Source organism: Isoptericola croceus, from assembly GCF_029382255.1.
In the GTDB taxonomy this organism is placed as follows: domain Bacteria; phylum Actinomycetota; class Actinomycetes; order Actinomycetales; family Cellulomonadaceae; genus Isoptericola; species Isoptericola croceus.
In genome coordinates this window covers 73,435-95,861 of sequence record NZ_JARLLG010000001.1, presented here as the reverse complement: position 1 = coordinate 95,861, position 22,427 = coordinate 73,435, and the positions used below count along the sequence as shown (strand labels likewise).

Here is a 22,427-nt window from a genome sequence, read left to right as displayed (position 1 = left end):
ACAAGAGGACTATCCGGCGTGCTCGACACACCGGGTCGCCGCCGGGCGGGCCTCGAGGCGACCGGCGGGGATCGCCCGACCGCACACCTCGCAGACGCCGTAGGTCCCGGCGGCCAGTCGGTCGAGCGCCGCGAGCAGAGCGTCCCGCTCGACGGCGGCCTCGGCGGCGAGCGTCGCCGCCTGCTGTCGTTCCCAGGCCAGCGTCGCGCCCTCGGGGTCGTGCTCGTCGTCGATGTTCTCGTCGCGGACCACCCCCACGATGTCGTCGACGAGTCGTCGCTGGGCGGCGATCCGGGCCTCGACGTCCGCGAGCCGCGAGCGCAGGTGCTCCGCGTGACCGGACGTGCCGCCGTCGGGCACCTCGCCGCCCGGCACCGGGCCCTCCGGCTCAGGAGGCTGCTCAGAAGGCTGCTCAGAAGGCACGGTGCGTCCACTGCCCGGCGACCAGCGTGCCCGCCACCGGCATCTCCCGCAGCCCGTCCGGGTCGACGGCGAACGGGTCGACGTCGACCACCGCCAGGTCCGCGGGCCCCCCGACGTCGAGGTCGAGCGACCGCCGGTCCACCGAGGCCTCGAGCGCGGTGCGCAGGTCCAGGCTCTGCTCCGGGTGCCAGGGTTCGCGGCCGTCGCGGGAGCGGGTGACCGCCGCGGCGACGGCGACCCACGGGTCGAGCCGGGCGACCGGCGCGTCGGACCCGAGGGCGAGCGGCACCCCGGCCCGGCGCAGGTCGGCGAGCGGGAACGCCCGGGCCGTGCGGTCCGGCCACAGGTCCTCGGCGATGTCGCGGTCGTCCATCGCGTGCTCCGGCTGCACGCTGGCCGTCACGCCGAGCGCCGCGAACCGCGCGACGTCGTCGGCCCGCAGGAGCTGGGCGTGCTCGATGGAGCCGCGGGCGCCCGCGGCGGCGAAGGCGTCCAGCGCGAGGGCGTTGGCGTGGTCCCCGATCGCGTGGATCGCGCACCGCAGCCCGGCCTCGTGCGCGCGGGACATGAGCGGGGCGAGCTGGTCGGTCGCGATGTTGAGGATCCCGTGCGCGTCCTCCCCCGTCGCCCCGGCGTACGCGTCGAAGCAGAACGCGGTCAGGGTGTTCAGCGAGCCGTCGCTGATGACCTTCAGCGGCCCCTGCGTGACGAGCCCGCCCGCCGCACCGTCCAGCGGGTCGTCGTCGGCGAGCCCGGCCTCCAGCACCTCACCGAGGTACTGCTCCCACACCCCCGCACGCACGCGCAACCCGCCCCAGCCCCGCGCGAGACGCCGGCGCCAGTCGGTGAGGTTGTCGGCGAGCTCGAAGTCGACGATGCCGACGACGCCGCGCTCGGCCGCGGCGCGCGCCGCGTCGACGACGAGCTCGTCCGCGACGTCGTCGTCCACCGTGACGATCCGCGGGCTGGCCGCCATCCACTCCTCCTCGCGCAGCAGCCCGGTCGGGTGGTGGTGGATGCCGAGGTAGCGCAGGCCGGCGGTCGACGCCCACGCGCTGTGCAGGTCACCGGAGAGCAGGATGACCGGCACGTCGCCCACGGCCTCGTCGAGCGCCGCAGCGGTCGGCTCGGTGTCCCACCCGGCCCAGCGGAACCCGTAACCGACGAGCGGCTGGCCCTGCGGCGTCGGCGTGGTCGCGCCGTGCACCCGCGCACGCACGAGCGCCGCCGCGTGCGCCGGACTCGTGGCCTCCGAGACGTCCAGGCGGTGCCGCACCAGCGCCCACTGCGTCAGGTGGGTGTGGGCGTCCCACAGCCCGGGGACCAGCACGCGTCCGTCCAGGTCCACGGCCTGCCGGGTGGTCGTCGAGCTGCTCGACGGCGCGGCGCCCGCGGGCACGACGGCGGTGATCCGGCCGTCGTCGAGCAGCACGTCGACCAGTCCGTCGAACCGGCCCGCCCGGCGGGCGTTCTGCAGGAGGGTCGCTGTCACCCGCACACCGTATGTCGCTCGGCCCCGCACCGGCGCCTGCGACGTGACTGTGACACGACGAAGACCGTGCCGACGAACTCCGTCGAGACCTTGAGGCCATGCGCCATGCCCCTGCCTCACCTCGCCACAGCGGCCGTGACCGTCGAGCCGGCTCCCCGGTCAGCGTCGACTCGATCCTCCTGATGTTCGTGCTCACGGTGACCGTGGTGGGCGCCGTTCTCCACCACGACGCCGGGACCGCGGGCGCCGCGGGACCTGCCGACGGACACGCCGTGCCAGTCGGGGCGGAGAGGAGCACGGACCCCGACCGCCCGGCCCCGTCTCTGGTTCACCGGGTCGAGACCGACGATCCGGTCGTCTTCGTCACCATCGACGACGGAAACCATGCCAGCAAGGAGGCCCTCGACATCGTCAGGGAGCACGACATGCCCGTCTCGCTGTTCCTCAACGAGGGTCCGGTCGCGCTCCACGGCTCGTACTTCGACGAGTACATCGCCCTCGGCAACCACGTCCACTCGCACACCCTGACCCACGCCCAGCTCACGACGCTCGACGCCGACAGGCAGGAGCGAGAGATCTGCGGGATGGTCGACGTCCTCGACGAACGCTACGGAAGCACCGACCACGTCGGAGACCTGTTCCGCGCCCCCTACGGCGCCTCGGACGCGACCACCAAGAAGGCCGCGCGACGCTGCGGGCTCGGCGCGATCGTCCACTGGACGGCGGTCGCGGAGAACGGTGAGGTCGCCTACGCCGCGGGCACGGGGTTCAAGCCCGGGGACATCGTCCTCGCGCACTTCACCGACAGCCTGCCGCAAGACCTCCGGGCGATCCGCCAGCTCGCCGCCGACGCCGGGCTCACCATCGCCCGGCTCGAGGACTATCTCTGAAGGACCCGGAGCTCTCGGGCCCGGCAGCTCTCGCTCAGGCCGCCGTCCGGGCGAAGGTCCGCAGGGCCTCGACCACGAGCGCGTGGTCGTCCCCCTGGGCGAGCCCGGACACCGTCGCGACCCCGACGACGCCCACGCCGTCGACGCGGACCGGGAACGCTCCGCCGTGGGCCGCGTACTCCTGCAGCGGGAGCCGGTGCAGGTCGTTGAAGTCGCGCCCGGCCGCCACCGCGCGCAGACCGACGAGGTACGACGAGGCCCCGAAGCGGTACACGACGCGCACCTTGCGGTCGACCCACGAGTCGTTGTCCGGCGTCGTGCCCTCCCGAGCAGCGTGAAACACCTGCTGGGTGCCCTTGCGGACGTCGACGGTCACGGGCAGGTCCCGCTCGGTCGCGAGCTCGACGAGCAGGCAGCCGAGCCGCCAGGCGTCGTCGTGCGAGAAGCGGGGCAGGACGAGCTCGCGCTCGGTCTCGGTGACCTCGGCGATCAGGGCGGTGACGTCGTCGGCGTTCATCGGGCCAGCCTCCCACGCCACCAGGCTGCCGCACCGGCGTGGCCTCGCTCACAGCGGGAATGCGCCGGCCATGACATCGTGTTGACGCACTCGGACACATCGTGAACGTCGATCGGATCGATCGAACTCATCGATGAGACCACGACCGCCGCCCGCGGCACATCCCGCCGCCGGCACCACGACACAGGAGATCTCCCATGCGACGCCACCGCGCCATCCTCGCCACCGCGACCGCCACTCTCACCGCCCTGGCGCTCGCGGCCTGCGGAGGATCCGGCGACGGGTCGGACGGCGGTACGGACGGCTCGGACCTGAACCTGGTCTCCGACGGCACGCTGACCGTCGCCACCGAGGGCACCTACCGGCCGTTCACGTTCCATGACGCCTCCGGCGATCTCGTCGGCTACGACGTCGAGGTCGCCGAGGCCGTCGCCGAGAAGCTCGGCCTGGAGGTCAACTTCCAGGAGACCCAGTGGGACGCGATCTTCGCCGGTCTCGACGCGGGCAGGTTCGACACCATCGCCAACCAGGTGTCGATGACCCCCGAACGGCTCGAGAAGTACGAGTTCTCGCAGCCGTACACCGTCTCGCGCGGCGTCGTCGTCGTGGCCGAGGGCGACACCTCCGTGTCGAGCTTCGCCGACCTGGACGGCAAGACCACCGCGCAGTCGGGGACCAGCAACTGGCGCACCCTCGCCGAGGAGTCCGGCGCGCGGATCGAGGTCGTCGAGGGCTGGGCCCAGTCGGTCGCGCTGATCGAGCAGGGCAGGGTGGACGCCACCGTCAACGACTCGCTCACGGTGCTCGACCACCTCAACGAGCACCCCGACGCCCCGATCGAGATCGCGGCAGAGACCGAGGAGACCTCCGAGTCCGGGTTCGTCGTCACCACCGAGCGCGCGGCCCTGGCCGAGGCGATCGATGGTGCACTCGACGAGCTGCGGGCGGAGGGTACGCTCACCGAGCTGTCGGACAAGTACTTCGGGGCCGACGTCTCCGAGTGACCGACCGGTAGCCCTTGCGTGGAGCGTCGGCACCCGAGCGGGTGCCGACGCTCTCGCACGTCCCCCGCGCGCCGTCGTCGTCCCGGTGCGCGCCGATGGTGAGGTGAGCACATGAACCTCGAGCTCTTTGTCGACTCGTGGTGGCCGATCGTCCTCGGCGGCCTGACAGGGACGATCCCGCTGTCCCTCGTGTCGTTCGCGATCGGCCTCGTCCTGGCGCTGGCTGTCGCGCTCCTGCGACTGTCGACCCACCGGGTGCTGCGCGCCGTCGGGCGGGTGTACGTCTCGATCATCCGCGGCACGCCGCTGCTGGTGCAGCTCTTCGTCATCTTCTACGGGCTACCGTCGCTCGGCCTGACGATCGATCCGTGGCCGAGCGCCGTCATCGCCTTCTCCCTCAATGTGGGCGGGTACGCGGCCGAGGTTATCCGTGCCGCGATCCTCTCGGTACCGACAGGGCAGTGGGAGGCCGGCTACGTCGTCGGCATGTCGCGGCAGCGCACGCTGCGGCGGATCATCCTGCCGCAGGCCGCGCGCGTCAGCGTGCCGCCCCTGTCCAACACCTTCATCTCGCTGGTCAAGGACACCTCGCTCGCCTCGCTCATCCTGGTGACCGAGCTGTTCCGCAAGGCCCAGGAGATCGCGAACTTCACCAGCGAGTTCCTGCTGCTCTACACCGAGGCGGCGATCATCTACTGGATCATCTGCACCGTGCTGTCGTTCGGCCAGGACCGCATCGAGAAGAAGCTGGAGCAGTATGTCTGACGCCCTGCTGACCGCCCGCGGCATCCACAAGTCGTTCGGGGACAACCACGTGCTGCGCGGCATCGACCTCGACGTCCGCCGCGGGCAGGTCGTCGCACTGATCGGCCCCAGCGGGTCCGGCAAGACGACGATGCTGCGCTCGCTCAACGGCCTGGAGACGCCCGACGCCGGCACGCTCGCGTTCGACGGCGGCCCCTCCGTGACGTTCGAGGGTGCCCCGCGCTCCGGCCGGGCGCGTCGGGCCGCCGAGGCGCGGCGCGGCGCCCTGCGGGACCGGTCCGCGATGGTGTTCCAGCACCACAACCTGTTCCCGCACCGGACCGTGCTGCAGAACGTGACCGAGGGGCCCGTCCAGGTGCAGCGGGTACCCCGCGCCCGGGCCGAGGAGCGCGGGCGCGCCCTGCTCGACCGGGTCGGCCTGGCCGAGAAGGCCGGCGCCTACCCGCGCGAGCTGTCCGGCGGCCAGCAGCAGCGGGTCGGCATCGTCCGGGCGCTGGCGCTGGAGCCCGACCTGCTGCTGTTCGACGAGCCGACGTCCTCGCTGGACCCCGAGCTCGTCGGCGACGTGCTCAGCGTGATGAAGGGCCTCGCCGACGAGGGCTGGACGATGGTGGTGGTGACGCACGAGCTGCAGTTCGCCCGCTCCGTCGCGGACGAGGTGCTGTTCCTCGACGGCGGCGTCGTCGTCGAGCGCGGGACGCCCGCACAGCTGTTCACCGCGCCGCGCGAGGAACGGACGCGACGGTTCCTGCACAGGATCCTGCATCCCCTCGACTGAGGCGGAGGTGAAGCAGAGGGCGCGGCCCGAGGAACGAGGGACTCGCCCGGCGCGGAACCGCAGCCTCAGTCGACAACAGCTCGACTGAGGCGGAGGCAACAACTCGGTCTGGCGGGCGTAGATCCTGGCGACGAGCCATGGCCTGCTCCCGAACGATCGACGCGCATGTCAGACTCCGCGCATGATGGACGTGAGCGTCGTCGGCGCGGGAGTCATCGGGCTGAGCTGTGCGGTCCGGCTGCTGGAGGCGGGCCACCGGGTCGAGGTCCTCGCCCGGGACATGCCGCAGGACACGACGTCCGCCGTCGCCGCCGCGCTCTGGTACCCGTACCTCGCGCTGCCGCAGGACCGGGTCACCGCCTGGTCGGCAGCCTCGTTCGACGTGTTCGCCGAGCTCGCCGCCACGCACCCCGCGTCCGGCGTCCGGATGCGGCCCGGCACGGAGGTCTTCGCCGAGCCGCCGCCCGACCCCTGGTGGCGCTCCGCCGTGCCGGAGCTCGTGCGCACGGCGGACGTGCCGCCGTCGTACACCGCGGGCTGGACGTTCACGGCGCCGGCGGTCGACATGCCGGTCTACCTCGCGTGGCTGGCCGCCCGCGTCGAGACGCTCGGCGGGACGCTCACCCGAGCGTCGCTGGAGGCGCTGCCCGACTCCCGGGGCCCCCGTGACGTCGTCGTCAACTGCACCGGGCTCGGTGCCCGCGAGCTCACCGGCGACGCGTCCGTGCAGCCGGTCCGGGGCCAGACCGTCGTGCTGGAGCAGTGGGGCCTGGACCGCTGGTGGCTCGACAGCACCGACCCCACGTACGTGATCCCGCGCGGGAAGGAGGTCGTCGTGGGCGGTACGGACGACGCCGGAGCGTGGGACCGGGCACCGGACCCCGGCACGGCGGCCGACATCCTTCGACGCGCCGCCCGCCTGGTGCCCGAGGTCGAGAACGCCCGCGTGCTGCGGCACGTCGTCGGGCTGCGTCCGGCGCGGCCGACGGTGCGGGTCGAGCGGGACGCCGCAGACCCGGGCATCGTGCACTGCTACGGGCACGGCGGCGCCGGGGTGACCCTGAGCTGGGGCTGCGCCGACGAGGTCGCCGGCCTGGTGGCCTCGTGACCCGCCTGGTGCTCCTCCACGGCCGCGACGCCGACGGCCAGGACCCCGACGCCGTCGAGTCACGTTGGCTCGGCGCGCTGAACGCCGGCCTGGCCGCCACCGGGTCGCCGCTCCGGCTCGCCGACGACGACGCCACCTTCGTCTACTACGGCGACACCCTGACCCCGCCCGACGGCGGCGCGCGCCCGCCGGTGACCGTGCACGTCCTCGACGACCCGGCCTCCGGACCGACCCTGCACCGCCTGTCCCTCGACGAGGCCCGGTTCGCGCTCGCCGTCGCCCGGGAGGTGCTCGCCGGGGCCGGCGTACCGGCCGGGGCGAGCACCGCCGTCGGACCGGAGGAGGGCACCACCGTCCGCCTCGGGGGCTCGTTCGCCGACGCGATCGCCCGTTCCCTCCTCGCTGCGCTCGCGGCGATCGACCGCCTCGTCCCCGGGTTGAGCGGTGCGGTCGTGCTCCTGCTGGCTCGCGACGTGCACACCTACCTCCACGACCAGGACGCGCGGTCCGCCGTCGACGCCGGGCTCGCCGCGGCGCTGCCGACCGACGAGCCCGTGGTGCTGGTGGCGCACTCGCTCGGCACGGTCGTCGCCTACGAGGTGCTGCGGCGCCAGGCCCCCACCCGGTGGGACGTGCCGCTGCTCCTCACCCTCGGTGCGCCGCTGGCGATCGAGGCGGTACGGTCCGCGCTGGCGGCCGACGGCCCCCTCACGTGGCCGGCGGCCGGACGGTGGGTGAACGCCCGCGACCACCGGGACCTGCTCGCCCTGCACGACCTCACGCCCGTGACGTTCCCGCTGCTCGCAGGCGCACCGCTCGTCGAGGCGCTGCGCGTCCGCAACACCGCACCGTGGCACCACGCGGCCGCGGTCCGGCGGGCCGACGGCACGTGGACCGGGTACCTGGCCTCGCCGCGGGTCGCAGAGCTCGTCGCCGCCGGGCTCGCCGTGCGAGCCTGAGGACCGCACGACGACGAGAGGACTCCCATGGCGAGCCCGGCGCCCGACGCGGACCCGGTCACGTTCGGCTGGCGTCCCGATCGACGCGCGACGACACGCCGACTCACCTCCTGGCTGATCCCCACGGTGCTGCTCGTCGCGACGAGCGCCGCGCTGTGGGCGTGGACCCTCCAGGGCGACTGGGCCGACTACGCGGCACGCACCGGGACGCCCGTGACCTACTGGCAGTACGAGGTGTGGTGGTTCACGACGCTCCTGGCGGCAGGCCCGCTCGCGCTCGTCGTCACCGGCTTCCTCGCGGTCGTCTGGCAGGGCGGGCGCCGGACGGCACGCCGCAACCCCCCGCTCGAGCTGGACCGCACGGGGCTCCGCCACCGTGCCGCCCCCGGGGACACGGCCGACCTCGTCCGGTGGAACCAGGTCATGTCGGTCCAGGTCGTGCACGACGACGGCCCGCGGCTCGCCGTGCACGTCCGGGACCCGCAGCGACTGGTCGTCCCGCAGCGGGGTCGGAGCGCGGCGGCCGAGGCTCGCGCGTGCCTCGCGCAGCACGGCACGCCGCTGCTCGTGGACCTTTCACGCCTCGCGGCCTCGGAGGACGAGCTGGTCGCCGCGTTCCGCCGGTTCGGGGTCGGTCGGTCCGGGGACGACAGCACCACGGGCCAGACCCTGCACGCCGCCCGACCGGTCCGCCACACGGCCCGGCGGGCCGCGCTCGCCGTCGCAGGCTGGCTGCTGCCCGCCGCGGGCGCCGTCGTGCTGACCGCCTTGCTCGTCTCCTTCACGACCGGCGGTCTCGAGGACGTGGTGACCGGCGACAGCGCGTGGGAGTGGGTGGTCGCCTCCCTGTGCCTGCTGGCCGTCGGTGCAGGGTGGGTGGCGTGGGCCCTGGGGACCATGCCGCACCAGCTCCTGCCGGGTGACCCCGCCGTGTCGCTCGACGTGTCCGGGTTCGCCGAGCGCACCTCCGGGATCGACGTCGGCCGGGTCCGCTGGGCAGAGGTGACGGGGCTGCGCCTCGACGACGCCGGCCGGCGCCTCGTGGTCGCGGTGCGCCACCCGCGGGACGTGGCCGCACGCGCCACGGTGCCGTGGAACGACGTGTTCCACCGCACCGCCGAGGCCGCCGCGCTGGAGCAGCACGAACAGTACGGGTCACCGGTCGTGATCCACCTCGACCAGGTCGCCGACGCCGAAGCTCTCGTCGAGGCGTTCGAGCGGCACAGCGGACACACGGTGCCGACCTGACCCCTTGAACCTCGGCGCTGAGCGTCAGCGGCGCTCGCGCCAGCCGGGCAGCAGCCGTTCCAGGGCGTCGACGAGGTCGATGGAGTCGCCGTCCTTGCCGCCGGCGCCGAGCACGAGCGGCGGCCGCTTCGGCTCGGGCCGGACGCCGCGGACCCTGTCGAGCAGACCGAGCGGTGCGGTGAGGACGTAGAAGTCGCCGGCGGTGGACACGGCAGCGGTCCGGTCGGTGCGCAGGTACCAGCCCCGCAGCGAGGTGCGGGCCGTGCCGCGCCCGCCGTAGCCCTTGACCTGGAGGGGCTCGGCCGCCAGACGAGCGGCGCCGGCCGCCGTGACGAACTCCGCGAGCATCGCCTCGGCCAGCCGGTGCTCTGCGTCCTGCCGGGCGGCCAGCCGAGCGGCGTGCTCCCGGGCGGCCTCGGTGCGCTGCGCAGCCCAGTTCTCCCCCACCCGGCCAGTGTCCCACTCGATGCCCGGACGCGACGGCTACAGCTCCCGCTCGGCGTAGGCGACCAGGGCGTCGCGGACGAACGTCACCCCCTCGTTGCCTCCGTAGTTCTTCGCGAAGCGTGCGTCCGCGACGTACATCTCGGCCAGACCGATGACGTACTCCTTGGACGGCCGGCCCGCGTCGGCACCCGGCGTGCCGGGGACCGCGCCGAGCCACTCGGCATGCCGTGCGGCCAGCGCCTGGGCCTCGTCGGACGTCGGGTCGACGCCACGGCCGACTGCCGCGGTCCACGCGGCGTTGAGCTCCTCGGTGCGGGTCTTCCACTCGGCCTGTCCCTGGGCCCCGAGCCCCCGCCACCAGGCGTCGGACCTGGCGTAGGCGTCGGCGCCCCAGCGCTCGGTCACCTCGTCCTTGTGCTGCGTGTGGTCGAACCCGTCGAGCATGTCCTCGGCCATGAGCTCTGTTCCTTTCTCCAGTGCGGTCAGCGTTCGTTCCACCGACGCCGTCTGCCTCTCGAGCCGTCCGCGCTCACGGCGCAGCACGTCGAGGTGCCGGCGCAGCGCGTCGACCTCGTCGGTCTGCTCGTCGAGCACCCCGGCGATCTCGTCCAGCGGCAGCCCGAGCTCGCGCAGCAGCAGGATGCGCTGCAGGCGACGGATGGCGACGTCGTCGTAGTAGCGCAGCCCGCCGTGCCCGGTGCCCGACGGCGGCAGGAGGCCGATCTGGTCGTAGTGCCGCAGGGTGCGGCTCGAGACTCCGGCGAGCCGGGCGACGTCCTGGATCGAGCTGGTCATGGCATCGACGGTAGAGGTTGACGTCGCGTCAAGCGCAAGGGCCGCGATGAGCCATAGCATCCCCCGCATCGACTCCGGAGACGTCACCCGCGACGGCTGAGGCCCGTCAGGTCACGAGCTCCTCGCCGGCCGGCGCGGTCTCGTTCCACTCCTTGACCGCCGCCCAGGCCACGGCCGCGATCGGCACGGACAGCAGAGCACCGACGAGGCCGGCGAGGATCGTGCCCGCGGTCAGGGCGAGCAGCACGACGAGCGGGTGCAGCGACAGCACCTTCCCCATGACGACCGGTGCGAGAAGGTCGCCCTCGAGCTGGTTCACGGCGATCACGAGAGCGACGACGATGAGCGCCGCCACGGGGCCGTTGGTCACGAGCGCCACCAGTGCGGCCAAGGTCCCGGCGAGCACCGCACCGAGCAGGGGGATGAACGCGCCGAGGAAGACGACCACCGCCAGCGGCAGCGCGAGCGGGACACCGATGATGAGCAGCCCGACCCCGATCGCCACCGCGTCGACGGTCGCGACGATGGCGGTACCGCGGAGATAGCCGCCGAGCACCTCGACCGAACGCTCACCGACGCTCAGCGCACGACGCCGCGTGGCCTCCTGCAACGGCGTGAGCAGGAACGTGTAGATGCGCCGGCCGTCCTTGAGCAGGAAGAACAGCACCACGAGACCGAGAAGGAGCCCGGCGACCGCCTCGATGGCGGCGGTCGCGCCCTGGATCGCACCGGCCTGCGCCGCGTCGCTCGTCAACGCCTCGGTGGCCGTCTCCCGGAGCGACTCGAGCTGCTCCGGGCTGATCCCCAGCGGGCCCTCGGTGACGAACCGCTCCAGCTCGTCCAGACCACGCCCGGCCTCCTCGAGCAGGTTGGGCCACTCGTCGCGGAACTCCAGTCCCACGAGCCAGAGCACCACCCCGAGGAGGACCAGCCCAGCCAGCAACGTGGTCCACGTCGCGAGCAGCGCAGGCCACCCGTGGCGCCGCAGGAAGCCGACCACCGGAGCCAGTGCCGCAGCGACGACCAGCGCGATGAGCACGGGGATGACCAGCAACGACAACCGCGCCATCACGAACACGGCGCACGAGACCAGCGTGAGCAGGAGGAGCACCTGTGCAGCACGTGTCGCGGGACGACCGAGCCGGTCGCCCCACAGAGCGGCGACCGTCCCGGTGCGCTGTTGACTGTTCATCGGGCCAGACTCGCACCCGCCCGGCCTGCTCGCTCAGAGGGTCAGCAGGTCGCGGCCGCCAGGGTGTTGAGGACGGCGGCAGCCCCCTCCTGCATCTGGTCCGGCGCGATGGTGTAGTCCCGTCCGGTCAGACCGTAGGAGAGCTGGCGCTCGCCGTCCGCCGAGGTCAGCACCATGGAGAGGCTGCCGATGCCGGCGCCGTCGTGCCCGTACAGGTACTCCCCCGGCACGCACGGGTCGGGCAGACGGTAGATCCCGAGGCCGTAGAAGTCGTCGGCGCGCGGGTCGATCATGTCCGCGACGGTGGCGGGCTCGAGCAGCCTGCCACCCAGCAGGGCATCGGTGAACGCGTGCAGGTCCGCCGTCGTCGTCGTCACCGCGCCCGCCGCGTCGAAGTAGCTCGGGTGGAACTGGGGCAGCGAGTACATCCCCGCGCCGAACGGCCCGGTGTAGGCGGCACCCACGAGGAACGGCCCACGCGTGCCGGGCACCTGCGGGTAGTCGGTGTGCCGCATCCTCGCGGGCTTGAACACCCGCTTCTCCAGCAGGTCGTCGACGCGCTCGCCGGTGGCCTCCTCCAGCATGAGCCTCAGGACGACGTAGCCGGCGTTCGAGTAGAGGAAGTCCTCGTCGGGGGCGAGCTCACGCGGGAGCGCGCGAATGGCAGCGACGTGGTCGGCTGCCGTGTACTCCTGGCCCATCGCCGCCCACTGCTCGTCGAAGTCGTCGGGGTCGGTGAGCCGGCTCTGCATCAGCTCGAGCAGATGGTCCGGCAGGCCGGAACGGTGCGCGAGCAGCTCCTCGATCGTCACGTCGACGTCCAGCAGGCCGGGCAGCACCTCGTCCACACCGGTGTCCAGCGACCACGTGCCCGCCTCGACCTCCTGCAGCACCAGCGTGGCGATCATCGGCTTGGTGATGCTCGCCGCGCGGAACCGGTCCTGCGGACGGGCCGGCGCGGCACGATCGTGCTCCCGCTGCCCCGCCGAGCCGCGCCAGTCGAGGTCCGGGGTCTCCAGCCGCGCCGTCACGCCGACCACGGGACCGGTCACGGCCTCGTCGAGCGTCTGGTCGAGGGTCGCGCGCCAGCCGGGCTCGGCGGCCTCCGGGGCGAACGTGCGAGGCTGGGCCTCCAGCACCCGGCGTTCGTGCGCGACGTCGGCCAGCACCTCGGCGACGGCGTCATGGACAGGACGTGGCAACGGGTCGACCGGGGTGGCGCTCGCCGGTGCTGCGGCGAGCGGGACCGCCAGGATCGCGGCCGTGCCGAGGGCGATGACGGAACGGGTGCGACGTCGCACAGGTGTCTCCTTCGTCCGGGGACCCCCATCGTGCCCGCGTCGGGGCAGGTCACGGATCCGTCGCGAGCAGGAGAACGCGACTCCACCTCACGACGGAGGCGTCACACCGGTTCACCCAGACGGTCGCGACTCTCGGCGGGTCCCAGACCCCAGCGGATCGCGCGGACGGCGACCGCTCCCGCCGGGCCGCCGCAGGAGCGGTCGAACCAGGTGCCGAGACGCAGCTCTGCCCGCGCCCAGGGCGGCAGGAGCGAGACCGCACCAGCGGCCAGCAACCGGTAGGGCGGGCGGACCGGCCAGGGCAGCGGTGGCTCGCGCAGCAGGAAGCGGGCGGTGTCCAGCGCCTCGGGCGTCGCCGCCAGCTCGGGACGGTACCGCTCGAGGGCGGCACCGAGCGCCGCGACGGTCTCCGGCACCTCCTCGGCCCCGAGCGCCCGGGCGACGCGGCCCGACTGGGCGACGTACTCGTCTGCCTCGGCGGGCGTGAGGCGGCGCTCCCCGTAGCGCTGGTGCGCCGCCAGGAACGAGTCCGCCTCGGCGACGTGCACCCACGCGAGCAGGTGCGGGTCGCTCGCACGGTACGGTCTGCCGTCACGGGCCCGGCCCCGGACCCGCTCGTGCACCGCCCGCACGCGGTCGATCATCGCCTGGGCGTCGTCCGCCGTCGCGAACGTCGTCGTCGCCAGGAACGTCGACGTCCGGGCGAGCCGGCCCCACGGGTCGCCGCGGAACCCGGAGTGCCCGGCGACGCCCGCCATCGCGAGCGGGTGCAACGACTGCAGGAGCAACGCCCGCAGACCGCCGACGAACGTCGCGGTGTCGGCATGGACGCGGCGGACCGGGCTGCCAGGAGCGAACCAGCGGGGGCCGGGCGTGAGATGGATGCGGTCGCGGGCGGCGTGCCCGTCCGGCCCGGCCACCTTGAGGAAGAGGGCGTCACCGACCCGAGCGCGCAGTCGCTCCAGCGGGTTCCTCACGGTCGCCATACGGCCAGTATCCCCGACGCATCGCACCGAACCTCCGTGCACGGGCCTCGCCGGACCGCCACGATGTACCCCATGACGCCCCACCACAGCGCCCGCCCTGCCGGGCTCGCCGCCCTCTCCCTGTCGCTCGGACTCGTCCTCGCCGCCTGCGCGGGCGACACCTCCGACGACGCCCCGACAGACACGAGCACAGCCACCACCAGGGCGACCGACGAGGCCTCCGCCGAGACCCCCGACGGCGCTGCCGGGGACGAGGGACAGGGCCCGGACGACACCGAGGCCGACGACGGCGGGTCGGACGTGCTCGGCGACCGCACCACCACGGCGCTCGCGGCCATCGCGGCCGCGGAGTCGGAGGCCGGCGGCGCCGCCTACGCGATCCACGACGACGCCACCTCCTGGGAGGTCGACGTCGCGGCCGACGACGGGACGATCGAGGTCACGGTGGACGGCACCGGTACGAAGGTCCTCGCCACGACGCCCGACGGGCTGGATCCTGCGGACCGGGAGGCCCTCGACAGCGCCGTCGTCGGCCTGGCCGAGGCCGTGCAGCGGGTCGTGGGCGAGTCGGGCGGCACCCTGCAGGAGGCCGACCTGGAGACCGGCGACGACGCCGCCCGCTGGAAGGTCTCCATCCTGCCGGCCACCGGTGGCCAGGAGGAGTACCGGGTCGACCTCGGCGACGGCAGCGTCACGCGGGACGACTGACCCACGACCGGCGGCGTGGCGCACGGGGTGGTCGAAGGAGCTGGCCAGCCGTGCGCCGCGGTCCCGTGGCACCATCGAAACCAGGGGTGACATGCATGGCACCGGACCTCGACGACCTGCCTGCAGCCCGCCGCGCCGTCCGCGACCACGACTGGGCCACGGCCCGGGACCTCTTCCTGACCGGCGCACGGCGGGCGGCTGCGGATGTTGCCGCGGGCGCGTCAGGTCCCGCACCGGCGACGGTCGACGCCGTCTTCACGCTCGACGTCGATGATCTCGCTTCCCTCGCCGATGCCTACTGGTGGCTCGGCAGCATCGACGAGTACGCCACCACCAGCGAGGAGGTCTGCCGGCGTCGGATCAGCACCGGTGACACGCCAGGCGCGGCCTTGGCTGCCCTCGAGGTGGGGTACTCCGAGGCGGCACGGGGCCACGGCGCCGCCGGCTCAGGTTGGTTCGCCCGTGCCCGACGGCTGCTCGCCCAGACACCGGATGCCGTCGAGCACGGCTTCCTGCTCACGGTCGACGCGTACGGCGCGCTGGACGCCGGCGACACAACACGTGCCGACGACCTGATCGGGCGCGTCCTCGAGCTCGGCGATCGCTTCCAGGAACCCACACTCCAGTCCCACGGACTCTTCCTGGCCGGGAGCCTGGCGATCCGGCGTGGGGAGGTCCGCCGAGGAGTGCAGCTTCTCGATGAGGCCATGATCCCTGTGCTCGGAGGCCGGACGGCGCCACCGTGGGCAGGCAACCTGTACTGCCAGATGATGCAGCTGTGCCATGAGCTCGGCGACCTGCCGAGGGCGCAGCACTGGACGGACCTCACCGAGGCCTGGTGCCGGGACTTCACCCCGGCGACGCTCTTCACCGGCATCTGCCGTGTCCACCGCGTCCAGCTGCTGCAGGTCCACGGACAGTGGACCCGCGCCCTGCGTGAGGCGGAGCAGGCGGCGGCAGACCTGGCCGACCTCGACGCCGTCGCGGCAGGCGAGGCGCACTACCAGCGTGGGGAGCTGCACCGGCTCCGCGGCGAGCTCGCCGCCGCGGACGAGGCGTACCGGGCCGCCCGAGTCCTTGGCCGCGACCCCCTGCCCGGACTGGCACTGCTCCACCTCGCACGAGGGCACCCGGTCAACGCCGCATCCATGCTCGAGGCCGCGCTGGCGGCCTGCCCGGCCCCACTGGGCCGCGCCCCGCTGCTGGCCGCTCGCATCGAGGTGGCGCTCTCCCAGGACGACCTCGGTCGGCTCGACGTCCTGGTCGACGAGCTGACCGACATCGCAGACCGCCATGACAGCCCGGGCTGGCAGGCCGAGGCCAGCCGGTGGCGGGGTTCGACCCAGGCCGCCCAGGGTCAGCACACGGCCGCTCTGCCGATGCTGCGCGAGGCGCGGGACCGGTGGCAACGGATCGACGCCCCACGGGAGGTGGCACGTACCAGGGTGGAGATCGCCCGCTCGTCGGAGGCCCTGGGCGACGCCGACACCGCGCGCGAGGAGCGCGACCTGGCGGCCGCCACGTTTGCCGCGCTCGGTGCGGAGCGCGAGCTTCGCCAGCTCCTGGCGCAGCGGCGGCGGCACCGTTCACCCGCCGGGCTCTCACCGCGCGAGGTGGAGGTGCTCGCCGTGATGTCCGAGGGTGGTACCAACCGGGAGATCGGCGCACGCCTGCACATCAGTGAGCGCACGGTAGCCCGCCACCTCGCCAATGCCTATCTCAAGCTCGGCGTCGCCTCGCGGACGGCGGCCGTGGCACAGGCCCGTGACCACGGCCTGCTCTGACGTCCTGCAGATCGCCGCAGATCTGCATGATTCTGCCGATGCGCCGTCGTGACCGCCGTCCCTAGCGTCGTGAGCACACGACGAGGAGGGCGGCATCATGACCACCACCGAGAGCACGGCCGCACAGACTGCGCCCGACACCGGGACCGAGCAGCCCGACCCGGCCGGCGTCGAGGCCTTCGCCGCCGAGCTCTTCGCGACGCTGAGCCAGGGATCGACCGCACTCATGGTCAGCATCGGGCACCGCACCGGTCTCTTCGACGCCTTGGCCGGGCTGCCGCCGTCGACCAGCGGCGAGATCGCGGCCGCGGCGAGGTTGCACGAGCGGTACGTGCGTGAGTGGCTCGGCGCGATGACGGTCTCTCGCGTCGTGTCCCACGACCGCGACACCGACACCTATCGGCTCCCGCCGGACCACGCAGCCGTGCTCACCCGGGGCGCCGGGGCAGACAACCTCGCCTCCCAGATGCAGTTCATCCCCATGCTGGCCCGGGTCGAGGACCCGATCGTGCGCTGCTTCGCCGACGGCGGCGGCGTGGAGTACGGGTCGTTCGAACGGTTCCACGAACTCATGGCCGAGCAGAGCGCGCAGAGCAACGACGCCGCCCTGTTGGACCATGTCGTCCCGATGGTCGGCGGGCTCGACGAGCGCCTGCGGTCCGGGATCCGCGTCGCCGACATCGGTTGCGGTCAGGGCCACGCCCTGAACCTGCTGGCGAGCGCGTACCCCGACAGCGACTTCCACGGCTACGACTTCTTGCCGGAGACGATCGCCGTCGCTCGCGAGGAGGCCGACGCCCACGGGCTGGGGAACCTGCACTTCGAGGTGCGCGACGTGGCCGACCTGGCCGGCACCGGCACGTTCGAGGCGATCACCGCGTTCGACGCCGTCCACGACCAGGCGCACCCGGACCGTGTGCTCGGCGAGGTCGCCGAGCACCTCGATCCCGAGGGGGTGTTCCTCATGGTCGACATCGACGCCTCCAGCTCGCTGGACGACAACCTCGACATCCCGTGGGCGGCCTTCTTGTACACGGTCTCGACCATGCACTGCATGACGGTCTCGCTGGCCGAGGGCGGCGACGGCCTGGGCACGGTGTGGGGTCGGCAGACCGCGCAGCGGATGCTCACCGACGCCGGATTCTCCGACGTACGGATCGAGTCGGTACCCGGCGACTTCATCAATGCCTACTACGTCGCACGCCGCTGAGCGCCGGCGCCCCGGTCTCAGCGAGACAACGACGGCAGCTCGTCGTCCGCCGTCGGGAACGACGGCTGCGCCCCCGCGGTCGTCACGGAGTACGCGCCGACCCGCACCGCCGTGCGCACCGCGTCCACCAGTCCGTCCCCCTGGGCGAGCCGCCAGGCCAGCGCTCCGACGAACGCGTCTCCGGCGCCCGTGGTGTCCACGACCTTCACCACGGGCGCCGGCACGACGACCGGGCCGGCGTCGGAGGCCCCGTCCAGCACCACCGCCCCCGCCCCGCCGAGAGTGAGGACCACGGAACGTGGCCCGAGGTCGCGCAGCTCGTCGACGACGGCGAACGGTTCGCCCTCGGGGACCGGTCGCCCGGCGTCCGAGAGCAGCCGCCACGCCTCGCCGGCGTTGACGACGAGCGGGTCGGCGAGGGCCAGCACCTCACGCAGCACCGGCACGACCGGGGCGAGGTTGAGCAGCACCCGGCCGGTCGTGGCGCGGACGGCGGCCTCGCTCCCCGCGGTCGGGATCTCGCCCTGGACGACGACGACGTCGGCGCTCGCCACGAGACCGACGTGCCGCCCGACGGCGGTCGCGTCGACCGAGCCGTTCGCCCCCGGGACGACGACGATGGCGTTCTCGCCCTCGTCGTCCACCGTGACCAGGGCGACGCCCGTGGGGCCGGGCACCGTGGCGAGCGCGGTGAGGTCGACCCCGGCGCGGCGCAGGCCGGGGACGGCGGCCGCCGCGAAGGCGTCGGTGCCGACGGCGCCGACCAGCGCCACGTCACCGCCGAGGCGCGCGGCGACCACCGCCTGGTTCGCTCCCTTGCCGCCGGGCAGCACGGTCATCCCGTCGGCGAGCACGGTCTCCCCCGGAGCCGGGTGCGCGGGGACGCGGGTGACGAGGTCGGCGTTGACGGAGCCGACGACCACGATCGCGGTCATTGCGTCGGGCCACCTCCTGAGGGATTCGACGTCTGGGCTCCCATGATCCCGTATCCGGCACGACGACGAGGTCGCCCTGCCGGCCCGGCGCCCCGATCGGTTGCACGCCGTCGGGCACGGGTGCAGTGTGGGACGGGCCCCTCGACCCGATCGGAGTCCGAGATGATCCACCCTCACGATCCGTCGGTGTCGTACGCCGACCCCGCGTACGCGGGACGGTTCAGTCGGCGTCAGGTCCCGAAGAACCGCCTGCCGGACGAGTCGGCGACGCCCGAGGCCGCCTACCGCTTCATCCACGACGAGCTGATGCTCGACGGCAACTCGCGGCTCAACATGGCGACGTTCGTGACCACCTGGATGGAGCCCGAGGCCGACCGGTTGATGACCGAGTCGTTCGACAAGAACATGATCGACAAGGACGAGTATCCGCAGACGGCGGAGATCGAGCGCCGGTGCGTGAACATCGTGGCCGATCTCTTTCACGCCCCCGCCGGAAGTGGTGCCGTGGGGGCGTCCACGATCGGTTCGAGCGAAGCGGTGATGCTGGGCGGGCTCGCCATGAAGTGGCGGTGGCGGCTCCGGCGCACCGATGCCGGTCTCGACGCCACCCGGCCGAACCTGGTGCTGGGGTCGAACGTGCAGGTGGTGTGGGAGAAGTTCTGCCGCTACTGGGACGTGGAGCCGCGGTACGTCCCGGTGACCGAGGACCGGTTCGTGGTGGATCCGGAGGACGTCGTGGCACGCCTCGACGAGAACACCATCGGCGTGGTCCCGATCCTCGGGACCACGTACACGGGCGAGTTCGAGCCGATCAAGGAGATCCACGACCGCGTGGTCGCCTACAACGCCGAGCAAGGCACGGACATCCCGCTCCACGTCGACGCGGCGAGCGGTGGCTTCGTCGCACCGTTCATCCACCCCGACCTCGAGTGGGACTTCCGCCTCCCCCAGGTGAAGTCGATCAACGTCTCCGGGCACAAGTACGGCCTCACGTACCCCGGGGTGGGGTTCGTGGTGTGGCGAGGGGCCGACGAGCTGCCCGAGGACCTCGTCTTCCACGTCAACTACCTCGGCGGCGACATGCCGACCTTCACGCTCAACTTCTCGCGGCCCGGGAACCAGGTGATCGCGCAGTACTACAACTTCGTCCGGCTCGGGCGGGACGGCTACACGAAGGTCATGGAGCAGCTCCGCGAGACCGCCACCCAGGTAGCTGGCCAGCTGGCCGCGATGGACGTGTTCGAGGTGGTGGCCGACGGCTCGGCGATCCCCGTCGTCGCGTTCCGGCTACGGGACCCGGACAGCTCTCCGTTCACCGTCTTCCACATCTCCGACGAGCTCCGTCGTTTCGGGTGGCAGGTGCCGGCCTACACGATGCCCGCCGACGCCGAGGACGTCTCGGTGCTGCGCATCGTCGTCCGCGAGGCGTTCACCGCGGACCTCGCCGAGTCGCTGGTCAAGGACATCGGCGCCGCGCTCGACCGTCTCCGCTCCGACCCACCGCACCGGGCGCCGTCCGGGCGCTTCGCCCACATCTGAGGTCGTCGCGCCGGCGCAGCTCAGCAGGCCAGCACCTCGCGCAGCCGCGCCCAGAAGGCCGGCGGATCGTTGTCCGGCGACCACTCGTTCTTCGCGAAGCCGCCGTGGTCGCCGGGGAACACCACCGGACGTGTCCCGAGCTCCTGGGCGAGCGCGGCGGCCCCGCGGGAGGCGAGCGCCCCGGGCGGGGACGCAGCGCCGATGGCGGGCAGCACCCGCAGGTCACCGTCGCGGAGCAGGGCGCGGACGTCGTCCAGCGGGGGCTCCCACCGCGGCATCGTGCTCAGCGACCTGCCGAGCAGGAGGTCGTCACGTCGCCCGTCGTCCTCGGTGGGCATCCCGAACTGCGCCGGGTCCGGGGCGGGCTGGTCGAGGTAGGCCTCGGTGAGCGGCTCTGTGGTGAAGACCAGCCGGATGAACTTCGCCATCGCGGGCCCGAACCCCGACTCCTCGTACGTCGCGACGATGTCGGCCTGCGCCCGCACGAGGACGTCACGGTCCTGCAGCAGCGCCGTCAACGGCGGTTCGTGGGACACGAGGCACCGTACGTCCTCGGGGTGCGCGGCCGCCCAGGCGAGCCCGGTCACGCCACCTCCGGAGGAACCGAAGACGTCGACCGGCCCGACGGCGGCGGCCTGCGCGACGGCGTGCAGGTCGGCCGCGTGGTCCTCGACGCGCACACCACCGTCCGGGTCCAGGGTGGACCGGGCCGTGCCGCGGGGGTCGTAGGTGAGGACGGTCCGGTCGCCGATCTCACCGACGAGCTGGGCGAAGCCGGCCGCCTCCATCGGGTTGCCGAGCACGAACAGGGGCGGGAGCCCTCCGTCGGTCGCGGGGGCGTGGACGTCGTAGGTGAGGACGGAACCAGGCACGTCCAGGGTGCGGGTCTCGGTAGCCATGGCAGGTAGACGCGCGGGCCGGCGAGAACTCATCGCTCACTCGTCGTCGGGCGAGCCTTCCCAGTCCTCGTCGTCGTCGATGGTGAAGGAGCCGCCGAAGTGCACCGAGTCGGGGTCGACCCCGAGCCCTTCGGCGATCTGACGCCGCATGTTCTCCGCCATGGTCACGCCCTTGGAGGTGTCCCGCATGGAGCGGTAGGTCTCGGCGTCGACGCCGAACTTCGACTGCGTCCAGGCGTCGAACGCCGCCTCGTAGGCGGCGCTGGGCGCCTCGAGGACGTACTCGGCGATCTCCGCGAGGGGGAAGTGGCGGGTGCGCTGCGGGGTGTCGCCGTCCGCGGCGAGGGTCACGGCCAGCACACCGTCACCGACCTCGTGACCCACCAGCTCCGGCGGCCGGAAGTACTCGGGCCGGACGTTTCCGTCGCGCTTGAGGTGGACCACCAGGAGCTCGTCGCTGACCGGCTCGGCGGTCGGGGTCTGCGGGTAGGTACGCGGCTCGGGCCGCATGGTGGTGTCGCTCATCAGAGTTGAGGATGCGCCTTCCTGGGCTCGTTGTCACGGTCGTTCTCCCGTGGCGCAACGCGGCACGGGCGACCACCGTCCCTAGGTTTCCACAGGCTCGGGTGCCCGCACGACGGCGGAGGGCCCGACGGCGGCAGGGTGGCGGTCGCCCGACACTCATCAGACCCCGTGGAGGACCCCGTGCCCGCACCCGCTGCTACCCCCGGCCTGCCCCCGGACCCGGTGCCCGACGACCCGTCGTCGGCCGCGCCCGGCCGGCCTTCCCTGCCGCGCCGACGGTTCACGTCGCCCGAGCTCGTCGACCTGACCACGGCCTGGCGGCTCGAGGAGCAGGTGGCCGGGTCGGAGTCCACCACGCACTTCTGGTGCGACGACCGGCACGGCTGGATGCTCCGCGCCGACCTCGACCAGGTCCTCGAGCCGGTGCTGCTGCCCGACGCGCTGGGCGCGTCGTCGTTCTACCGGTTCGTCGACCTGGACGCCGGCGTGGCTGCTGACCTGCTGGAACGCCTGCCGGCCGACTACCTCGCCACGGAGCGGCAGAACGACGGGCCGAGCATCGGCGCTGTGCTGCGCGCCGTCGTCGCGCACCCGGACAGGTTGCGGGCGCACGGCTACGTGGTGGGGCCCGGCCGGTGCGACGAGCGCGTGACCGTCGAGGGTGTGCTGGTGCGTTGCGACCACGAGTTCGCGGTGGGTGAGCACCATTGCCCCGGGTGCCAGTGCGACGAGCTCTACCGGTTCGTCGCCGGGCTCGGCGTGGACGACGCCGCCGTCCCTCCGCACGAGGTCACTCCCTGGTGGGGGTGGGGGCTGCAGGACCACCCCCGCACAGGGGCCGGTACGGACACCGGGCACTGGTACCGCCTCTGGTGGGACTGACCGGCGCCCGGCACCGTCGGGTTGTCCACAGGTCTGTGGA

The 22,427-nt window shown here is 73.1% G+C and carries 23 protein-coding genes; 12 read left to right on the top strand and 11 right to left on the bottom strand.

The genetic code is table 11. The features are described from left to right. Nucleotides 1–9: 9 nt before the first annotated feature. Together PZC42_RS00445 and PZC42_RS00440 are read right to left on the bottom strand one after the other, a co-directional pair. Nucleotides 10–423 carry a TraR/DksA family transcriptional regulator gene (locus PZC42_RS00445; RefSeq protein ID WP_438802880.1) on the bottom strand — a complete coding sequence of 138 codons (414 nt, stop codon included), beginning with the start codon at nucleotides 421–423 and terminating at the stop codon, nucleotides 10–12. Next, a complete protein-coding gene (locus PZC42_RS00440; RefSeq protein ID WP_438802879.1) occupies nucleotides 413–1,915 on the bottom strand; it encodes an amidohydrolase in 1,503 nt (500 codons plus the stop codon). The genes PZC42_RS00445 and PZC42_RS00440 overlap by 11 nt, the downstream gene beginning before the upstream one ends. A gap of 98 nt (nucleotides 1,916–2,013) precedes the next feature. On the opposite strand from PZC42_RS00440, the gene PZC42_RS00435 reads away from it, so the two are divergent. Next, nucleotides 2,014–2,805, top strand: coding sequence for a polysaccharide deacetylase family protein (locus tag PZC42_RS00435; protein WP_277207307.1), 792 nt, complete (start codon nucleotides 2,014–2,016; stop codon nucleotides 2,803–2,805). 34 nt (nucleotides 2,806–2,839) lie between these two features. Here PZC42_RS00435 and PZC42_RS00430 read toward each other — a convergent pair whose 3' ends face one another. Beyond that, nucleotides 2,840–3,322: a heme-degrading domain-containing protein gene (locus tag PZC42_RS00430; RefSeq protein ID WP_277207305.1), complete on the bottom strand. Its 483-nt coding sequence runs from the start codon at nucleotides 3,320–3,322 to the stop codon at nucleotides 2,840–2,842. Nucleotides 3,323–3,519: 197 nt separating this feature from the next. Between PZC42_RS00430 and PZC42_RS00425 the strand changes: the two genes are divergently transcribed. From PZC42_RS00425 to PZC42_RS00400, 6 genes are all read left to right on the top strand, one after another. Next, nucleotides 3,520–4,326 (top strand): amino acid ABC transporter substrate-binding protein, encoded by an 807-nt coding sequence (locus PZC42_RS00425; protein ID WP_277207303.1) that lies wholly within the window; start codon nucleotides 3,520–3,522, stop codon nucleotides 4,324–4,326. A gap of 111 nt (nucleotides 4,327–4,437) precedes the next feature. Further along, nucleotides 4,438–5,091, top strand: coding sequence for an amino acid ABC transporter permease (locus tag PZC42_RS00420; protein WP_277207301.1), 654 nt, complete (start codon nucleotides 4,438–4,440; stop codon nucleotides 5,089–5,091). Continuing rightward, nucleotides 5,084–5,869 carry an amino acid ABC transporter ATP-binding protein gene (locus PZC42_RS00415; RefSeq protein ID WP_277207299.1) on the top strand — a complete coding sequence of 262 codons (786 nt, stop codon included), beginning with the start codon at nucleotides 5,084–5,086 and terminating at the stop codon, nucleotides 5,867–5,869. Before PZC42_RS00420 ends, PZC42_RS00415 begins: the two co-directional genes overlap by 8 nt. 181 nt (nucleotides 5,870–6,050) lie before the next feature. Further along, nucleotides 6,051–6,977 (top strand): FAD-dependent oxidoreductase, encoded by a 927-nt coding sequence (locus tag PZC42_RS00410; RefSeq protein WP_277207296.1) that lies wholly within the window; start codon nucleotides 6,051–6,053, stop codon nucleotides 6,975–6,977. Next, nucleotides 6,974–7,936, top strand: a complete 963-nt coding sequence (locus tag PZC42_RS00405) for a hypothetical protein (RefSeq protein ID WP_277207294.1) — start codon at nucleotides 6,974–6,976, stop codon at nucleotides 7,934–7,936. The genes PZC42_RS00410 and PZC42_RS00405 overlap by 4 nt, the downstream gene beginning before the upstream one ends. Before the next feature lie 27 nt (nucleotides 7,937–7,963). Further along, on the top strand, nucleotides 7,964–9,184 hold the full coding sequence (locus PZC42_RS00400; RefSeq protein ID WP_277207292.1) for a hypothetical protein: 1,221 nt from the start codon (nucleotides 7,964–7,966) through the stop codon (nucleotides 9,182–9,184). Between the two features lie 24 nt (nucleotides 9,185–9,208). Here the strand turns inward: PZC42_RS00400 and PZC42_RS00395 are convergent, their stop codons facing one another. The 5 genes from PZC42_RS00395 to PZC42_RS00375 all read right to left on the bottom strand — a co-directional run bounded on the left by PZC42_RS00395 (nucleotide 9,209) and on the right by PZC42_RS00375 (nucleotide 13,905). After that, nucleotides 9,209–9,631 (bottom strand): hypothetical protein, encoded by a 423-nt coding sequence (locus PZC42_RS00395; RefSeq protein WP_277207290.1) that lies wholly within the window; start codon nucleotides 9,629–9,631, stop codon nucleotides 9,209–9,211. A gap of 36 nt (nucleotides 9,632–9,667) precedes the next feature. After that, nucleotides 9,668–10,426, bottom strand: coding sequence for a MerR family transcriptional regulator (locus tag PZC42_RS00390; protein WP_277207287.1), 759 nt, complete (start codon nucleotides 10,424–10,426; stop codon nucleotides 9,668–9,670). Between the two features lie 106 nt (nucleotides 10,427–10,532). Further along, on the bottom strand, nucleotides 10,533–11,618 hold the full coding sequence (locus PZC42_RS00385; protein ID WP_277207285.1) for an AI-2E family transporter: 1,086 nt from the start codon (nucleotides 11,616–11,618) through the stop codon (nucleotides 10,533–10,535). Between the two features lie 41 nt (nucleotides 11,619–11,659). Beyond that, nucleotides 11,660–12,919 (bottom strand): serine hydrolase domain-containing protein, encoded by a 1,260-nt coding sequence (locus tag PZC42_RS00380; protein ID WP_277207284.1) that lies wholly within the window; start codon nucleotides 12,917–12,919, stop codon nucleotides 11,660–11,662. A 101-nt stretch (nucleotides 12,920–13,020) separates the two neighbouring features. Continuing rightward, on the bottom strand, nucleotides 13,021–13,905 hold the full coding sequence (locus PZC42_RS00375; RefSeq protein WP_277207283.1) for an oxygenase MpaB family protein: 885 nt from the start codon (nucleotides 13,903–13,905) through the stop codon (nucleotides 13,021–13,023). Between the two features lie 72 nt (nucleotides 13,906–13,977). Between PZC42_RS00375 and PZC42_RS00370 the strand changes: the two genes are divergently transcribed. The 3 genes from PZC42_RS00370 to PZC42_RS00360 all read left to right on the top strand — a co-directional run bounded on the left by PZC42_RS00370 (nucleotide 13,978) and on the right by PZC42_RS00360 (nucleotide 17,607). Beyond that, nucleotides 13,978–14,613, top strand: coding sequence for a PepSY domain-containing protein (locus tag PZC42_RS00370; protein ID WP_277207282.1), 636 nt, complete (start codon nucleotides 13,978–13,980; stop codon nucleotides 14,611–14,613). A gap of 95 nt (nucleotides 14,614–14,708) precedes the next feature. Next, nucleotides 14,709–16,397, top strand: a complete 1,689-nt coding sequence (locus PZC42_RS00365; RefSeq protein ID WP_277207280.1) for a LuxR C-terminal-related transcriptional regulator — start codon at nucleotides 14,709–14,711, stop codon at nucleotides 16,395–16,397. 97 nt (nucleotides 16,398–16,494) lie between these two features. After that, the gene (locus PZC42_RS00360; protein WP_277207277.1) at nucleotides 16,495–17,607 is read left to right on the top strand and encodes a class I SAM-dependent methyltransferase; all 1,113 of its coding nucleotides are present in this window, start codon (nucleotides 16,495–16,497) and stop codon (nucleotides 17,605–17,607) included. Nucleotides 17,608–17,624: 17 nt separating this feature from the next. Here the strand turns inward: PZC42_RS00360 and PZC42_RS00355 are convergent, their stop codons facing one another. Next, nucleotides 17,625–18,542 carry a ribokinase gene (locus tag PZC42_RS00355; RefSeq protein ID WP_277207275.1) on the bottom strand — a complete coding sequence of 306 codons (918 nt, stop codon included), beginning with the start codon at nucleotides 18,540–18,542 and terminating at the stop codon, nucleotides 17,625–17,627. Between the two features lie 162 nt (nucleotides 18,543–18,704). Between PZC42_RS00355 and gad the strand changes: the two genes are divergently transcribed. Beyond that, nucleotides 18,705–20,081, top strand: a complete 1,377-nt coding sequence (gad, locus tag PZC42_RS00350) for a glutamate decarboxylase (RefSeq protein WP_277207273.1) — start codon at nucleotides 18,705–18,707, stop codon at nucleotides 20,079–20,081. 20 nt (nucleotides 20,082–20,101) lie between these two features. On the opposite strand, the gene PZC42_RS00345 is transcribed toward gad, so the two are convergent. Together PZC42_RS00345 and PZC42_RS00340 are read right to left on the bottom strand one after the other, a co-directional pair. Beyond that, nucleotides 20,102–20,980: an alpha/beta fold hydrolase gene (locus tag PZC42_RS00345; RefSeq protein WP_277207271.1), complete on the bottom strand. Its 879-nt coding sequence runs from the start codon at nucleotides 20,978–20,980 to the stop codon at nucleotides 20,102–20,104. A 36-nt stretch (nucleotides 20,981–21,016) separates the two neighbouring features. Then, nucleotides 21,017–21,505, bottom strand: a complete 489-nt coding sequence (locus tag PZC42_RS00340) for a hypothetical protein (RefSeq protein ID WP_277207269.1) — start codon at nucleotides 21,503–21,505, stop codon at nucleotides 21,017–21,019. Nucleotides 21,506–21,685: 180 nt separating this feature from the next. Here PZC42_RS00340 and PZC42_RS00335 point away from each other — a divergent pair, with 180 nt between their 5' ends. Continuing rightward, nucleotides 21,686–22,387 (top strand): hypothetical protein, encoded by a 702-nt coding sequence (locus PZC42_RS00335; RefSeq protein WP_277207267.1) that lies wholly within the window; start codon nucleotides 21,686–21,688, stop codon nucleotides 22,385–22,387. The last annotated feature ends 40 nt before the right edge of the window (nucleotides 22,388–22,427 follow it).

What these genes read in the sequence shown, in the direction of transcription:
- PZC42_RS00435 (WP_277207307.1), top strand. Translation starts at nt 2,014, where the DNA reads ATGCGCCATGCCCCTGCCTCACCTCGCCACAGCGGCCGTGACCGTCGA.
- PZC42_RS00430 (WP_277207305.1), bottom strand. Translation starts at nt 3,322, where the DNA reads ATGAACGCCGACGACGTCACCGCCCTGATCGCCGAGGTCACCGAGACC.
- PZC42_RS00425 (WP_277207303.1), top strand. Translation starts at nt 3,520, where the DNA reads ATGCGACGCCACCGCGCCATCCTCGCCACCGCGACCGCCACTCTCACC.
- PZC42_RS00420 (WP_277207301.1), top strand. Translation starts at nt 4,438, where the DNA reads ATGAACCTCGAGCTCTTTGTCGACTCGTGGTGGCCGATCGTCCTCGGC.
- PZC42_RS00415 (WP_277207299.1), top strand. Translation starts at nt 5,084, where the DNA reads ATGTCTGACGCCCTGCTGACCGCCCGCGGCATCCACAAGTCGTTCGGG.
- PZC42_RS00410 (WP_277207296.1), top strand. Translation starts at nt 6,051, where the DNA reads ATGATGGACGTGAGCGTCGTCGGCGCGGGAGTCATCGGGCTGAGCTGT.
- PZC42_RS00400 (WP_277207292.1), top strand. Translation starts at nt 7,964, where the DNA reads ATGGCGAGCCCGGCGCCCGACGCGGACCCGGTCACGTTCGGCTGGCGT.
- PZC42_RS00390 (WP_277207287.1), bottom strand. Translation starts at nt 10,426, where the DNA reads ATGACCAGCTCGATCCAGGACGTCGCCCGGCTCGCCGGAGTCTCGAGC.
- PZC42_RS00385 (WP_277207285.1), bottom strand. Translation starts at nt 11,618, where the DNA reads ATGAACAGTCAACAGCGCACCGGGACGGTCGCCGCTCTGTGGGGCGAC.
- PZC42_RS00375 (WP_277207283.1), bottom strand. Translation starts at nt 13,905, where the DNA reads ATGGCGACCGTGAGGAACCCGCTGGAGCGACTGCGCGCTCGGGTCGGT.
- PZC42_RS00370 (WP_277207282.1), top strand. Translation starts at nt 13,978, where the DNA reads ATGACGCCCCACCACAGCGCCCGCCCTGCCGGGCTCGCCGCCCTCTCC.
- PZC42_RS00365 (WP_277207280.1), top strand. Translation starts at nt 14,709, where the DNA reads ATGGCACCGGACCTCGACGACCTGCCTGCAGCCCGCCGCGCCGTCCGC.
- PZC42_RS00360 (WP_277207277.1), top strand. Translation starts at nt 16,495, where the DNA reads ATGACCACCACCGAGAGCACGGCCGCACAGACTGCGCCCGACACCGGG.
- PZC42_RS00355 (WP_277207275.1), bottom strand. Translation starts at nt 18,542, where the DNA reads ATGACCGCGATCGTGGTCGTCGGCTCCGTCAACGCCGACCTCGTCACC.
- gad (WP_277207273.1), top strand. Translation starts at nt 18,705, where the DNA reads ATGATCCACCCTCACGATCCGTCGGTGTCGTACGCCGACCCCGCGTAC.
- PZC42_RS00345 (WP_277207271.1), bottom strand. Translation starts at nt 20,980, where the DNA reads ATGGCTACCGAGACCCGCACCCTGGACGTGCCTGGTTCCGTCCTCACC.
- PZC42_RS00340 (WP_277207269.1), bottom strand. Translation starts at nt 21,505, where the DNA reads ATGAGCGACACCACCATGCGGCCCGAGCCGCGTACCTACCCGCAGACC.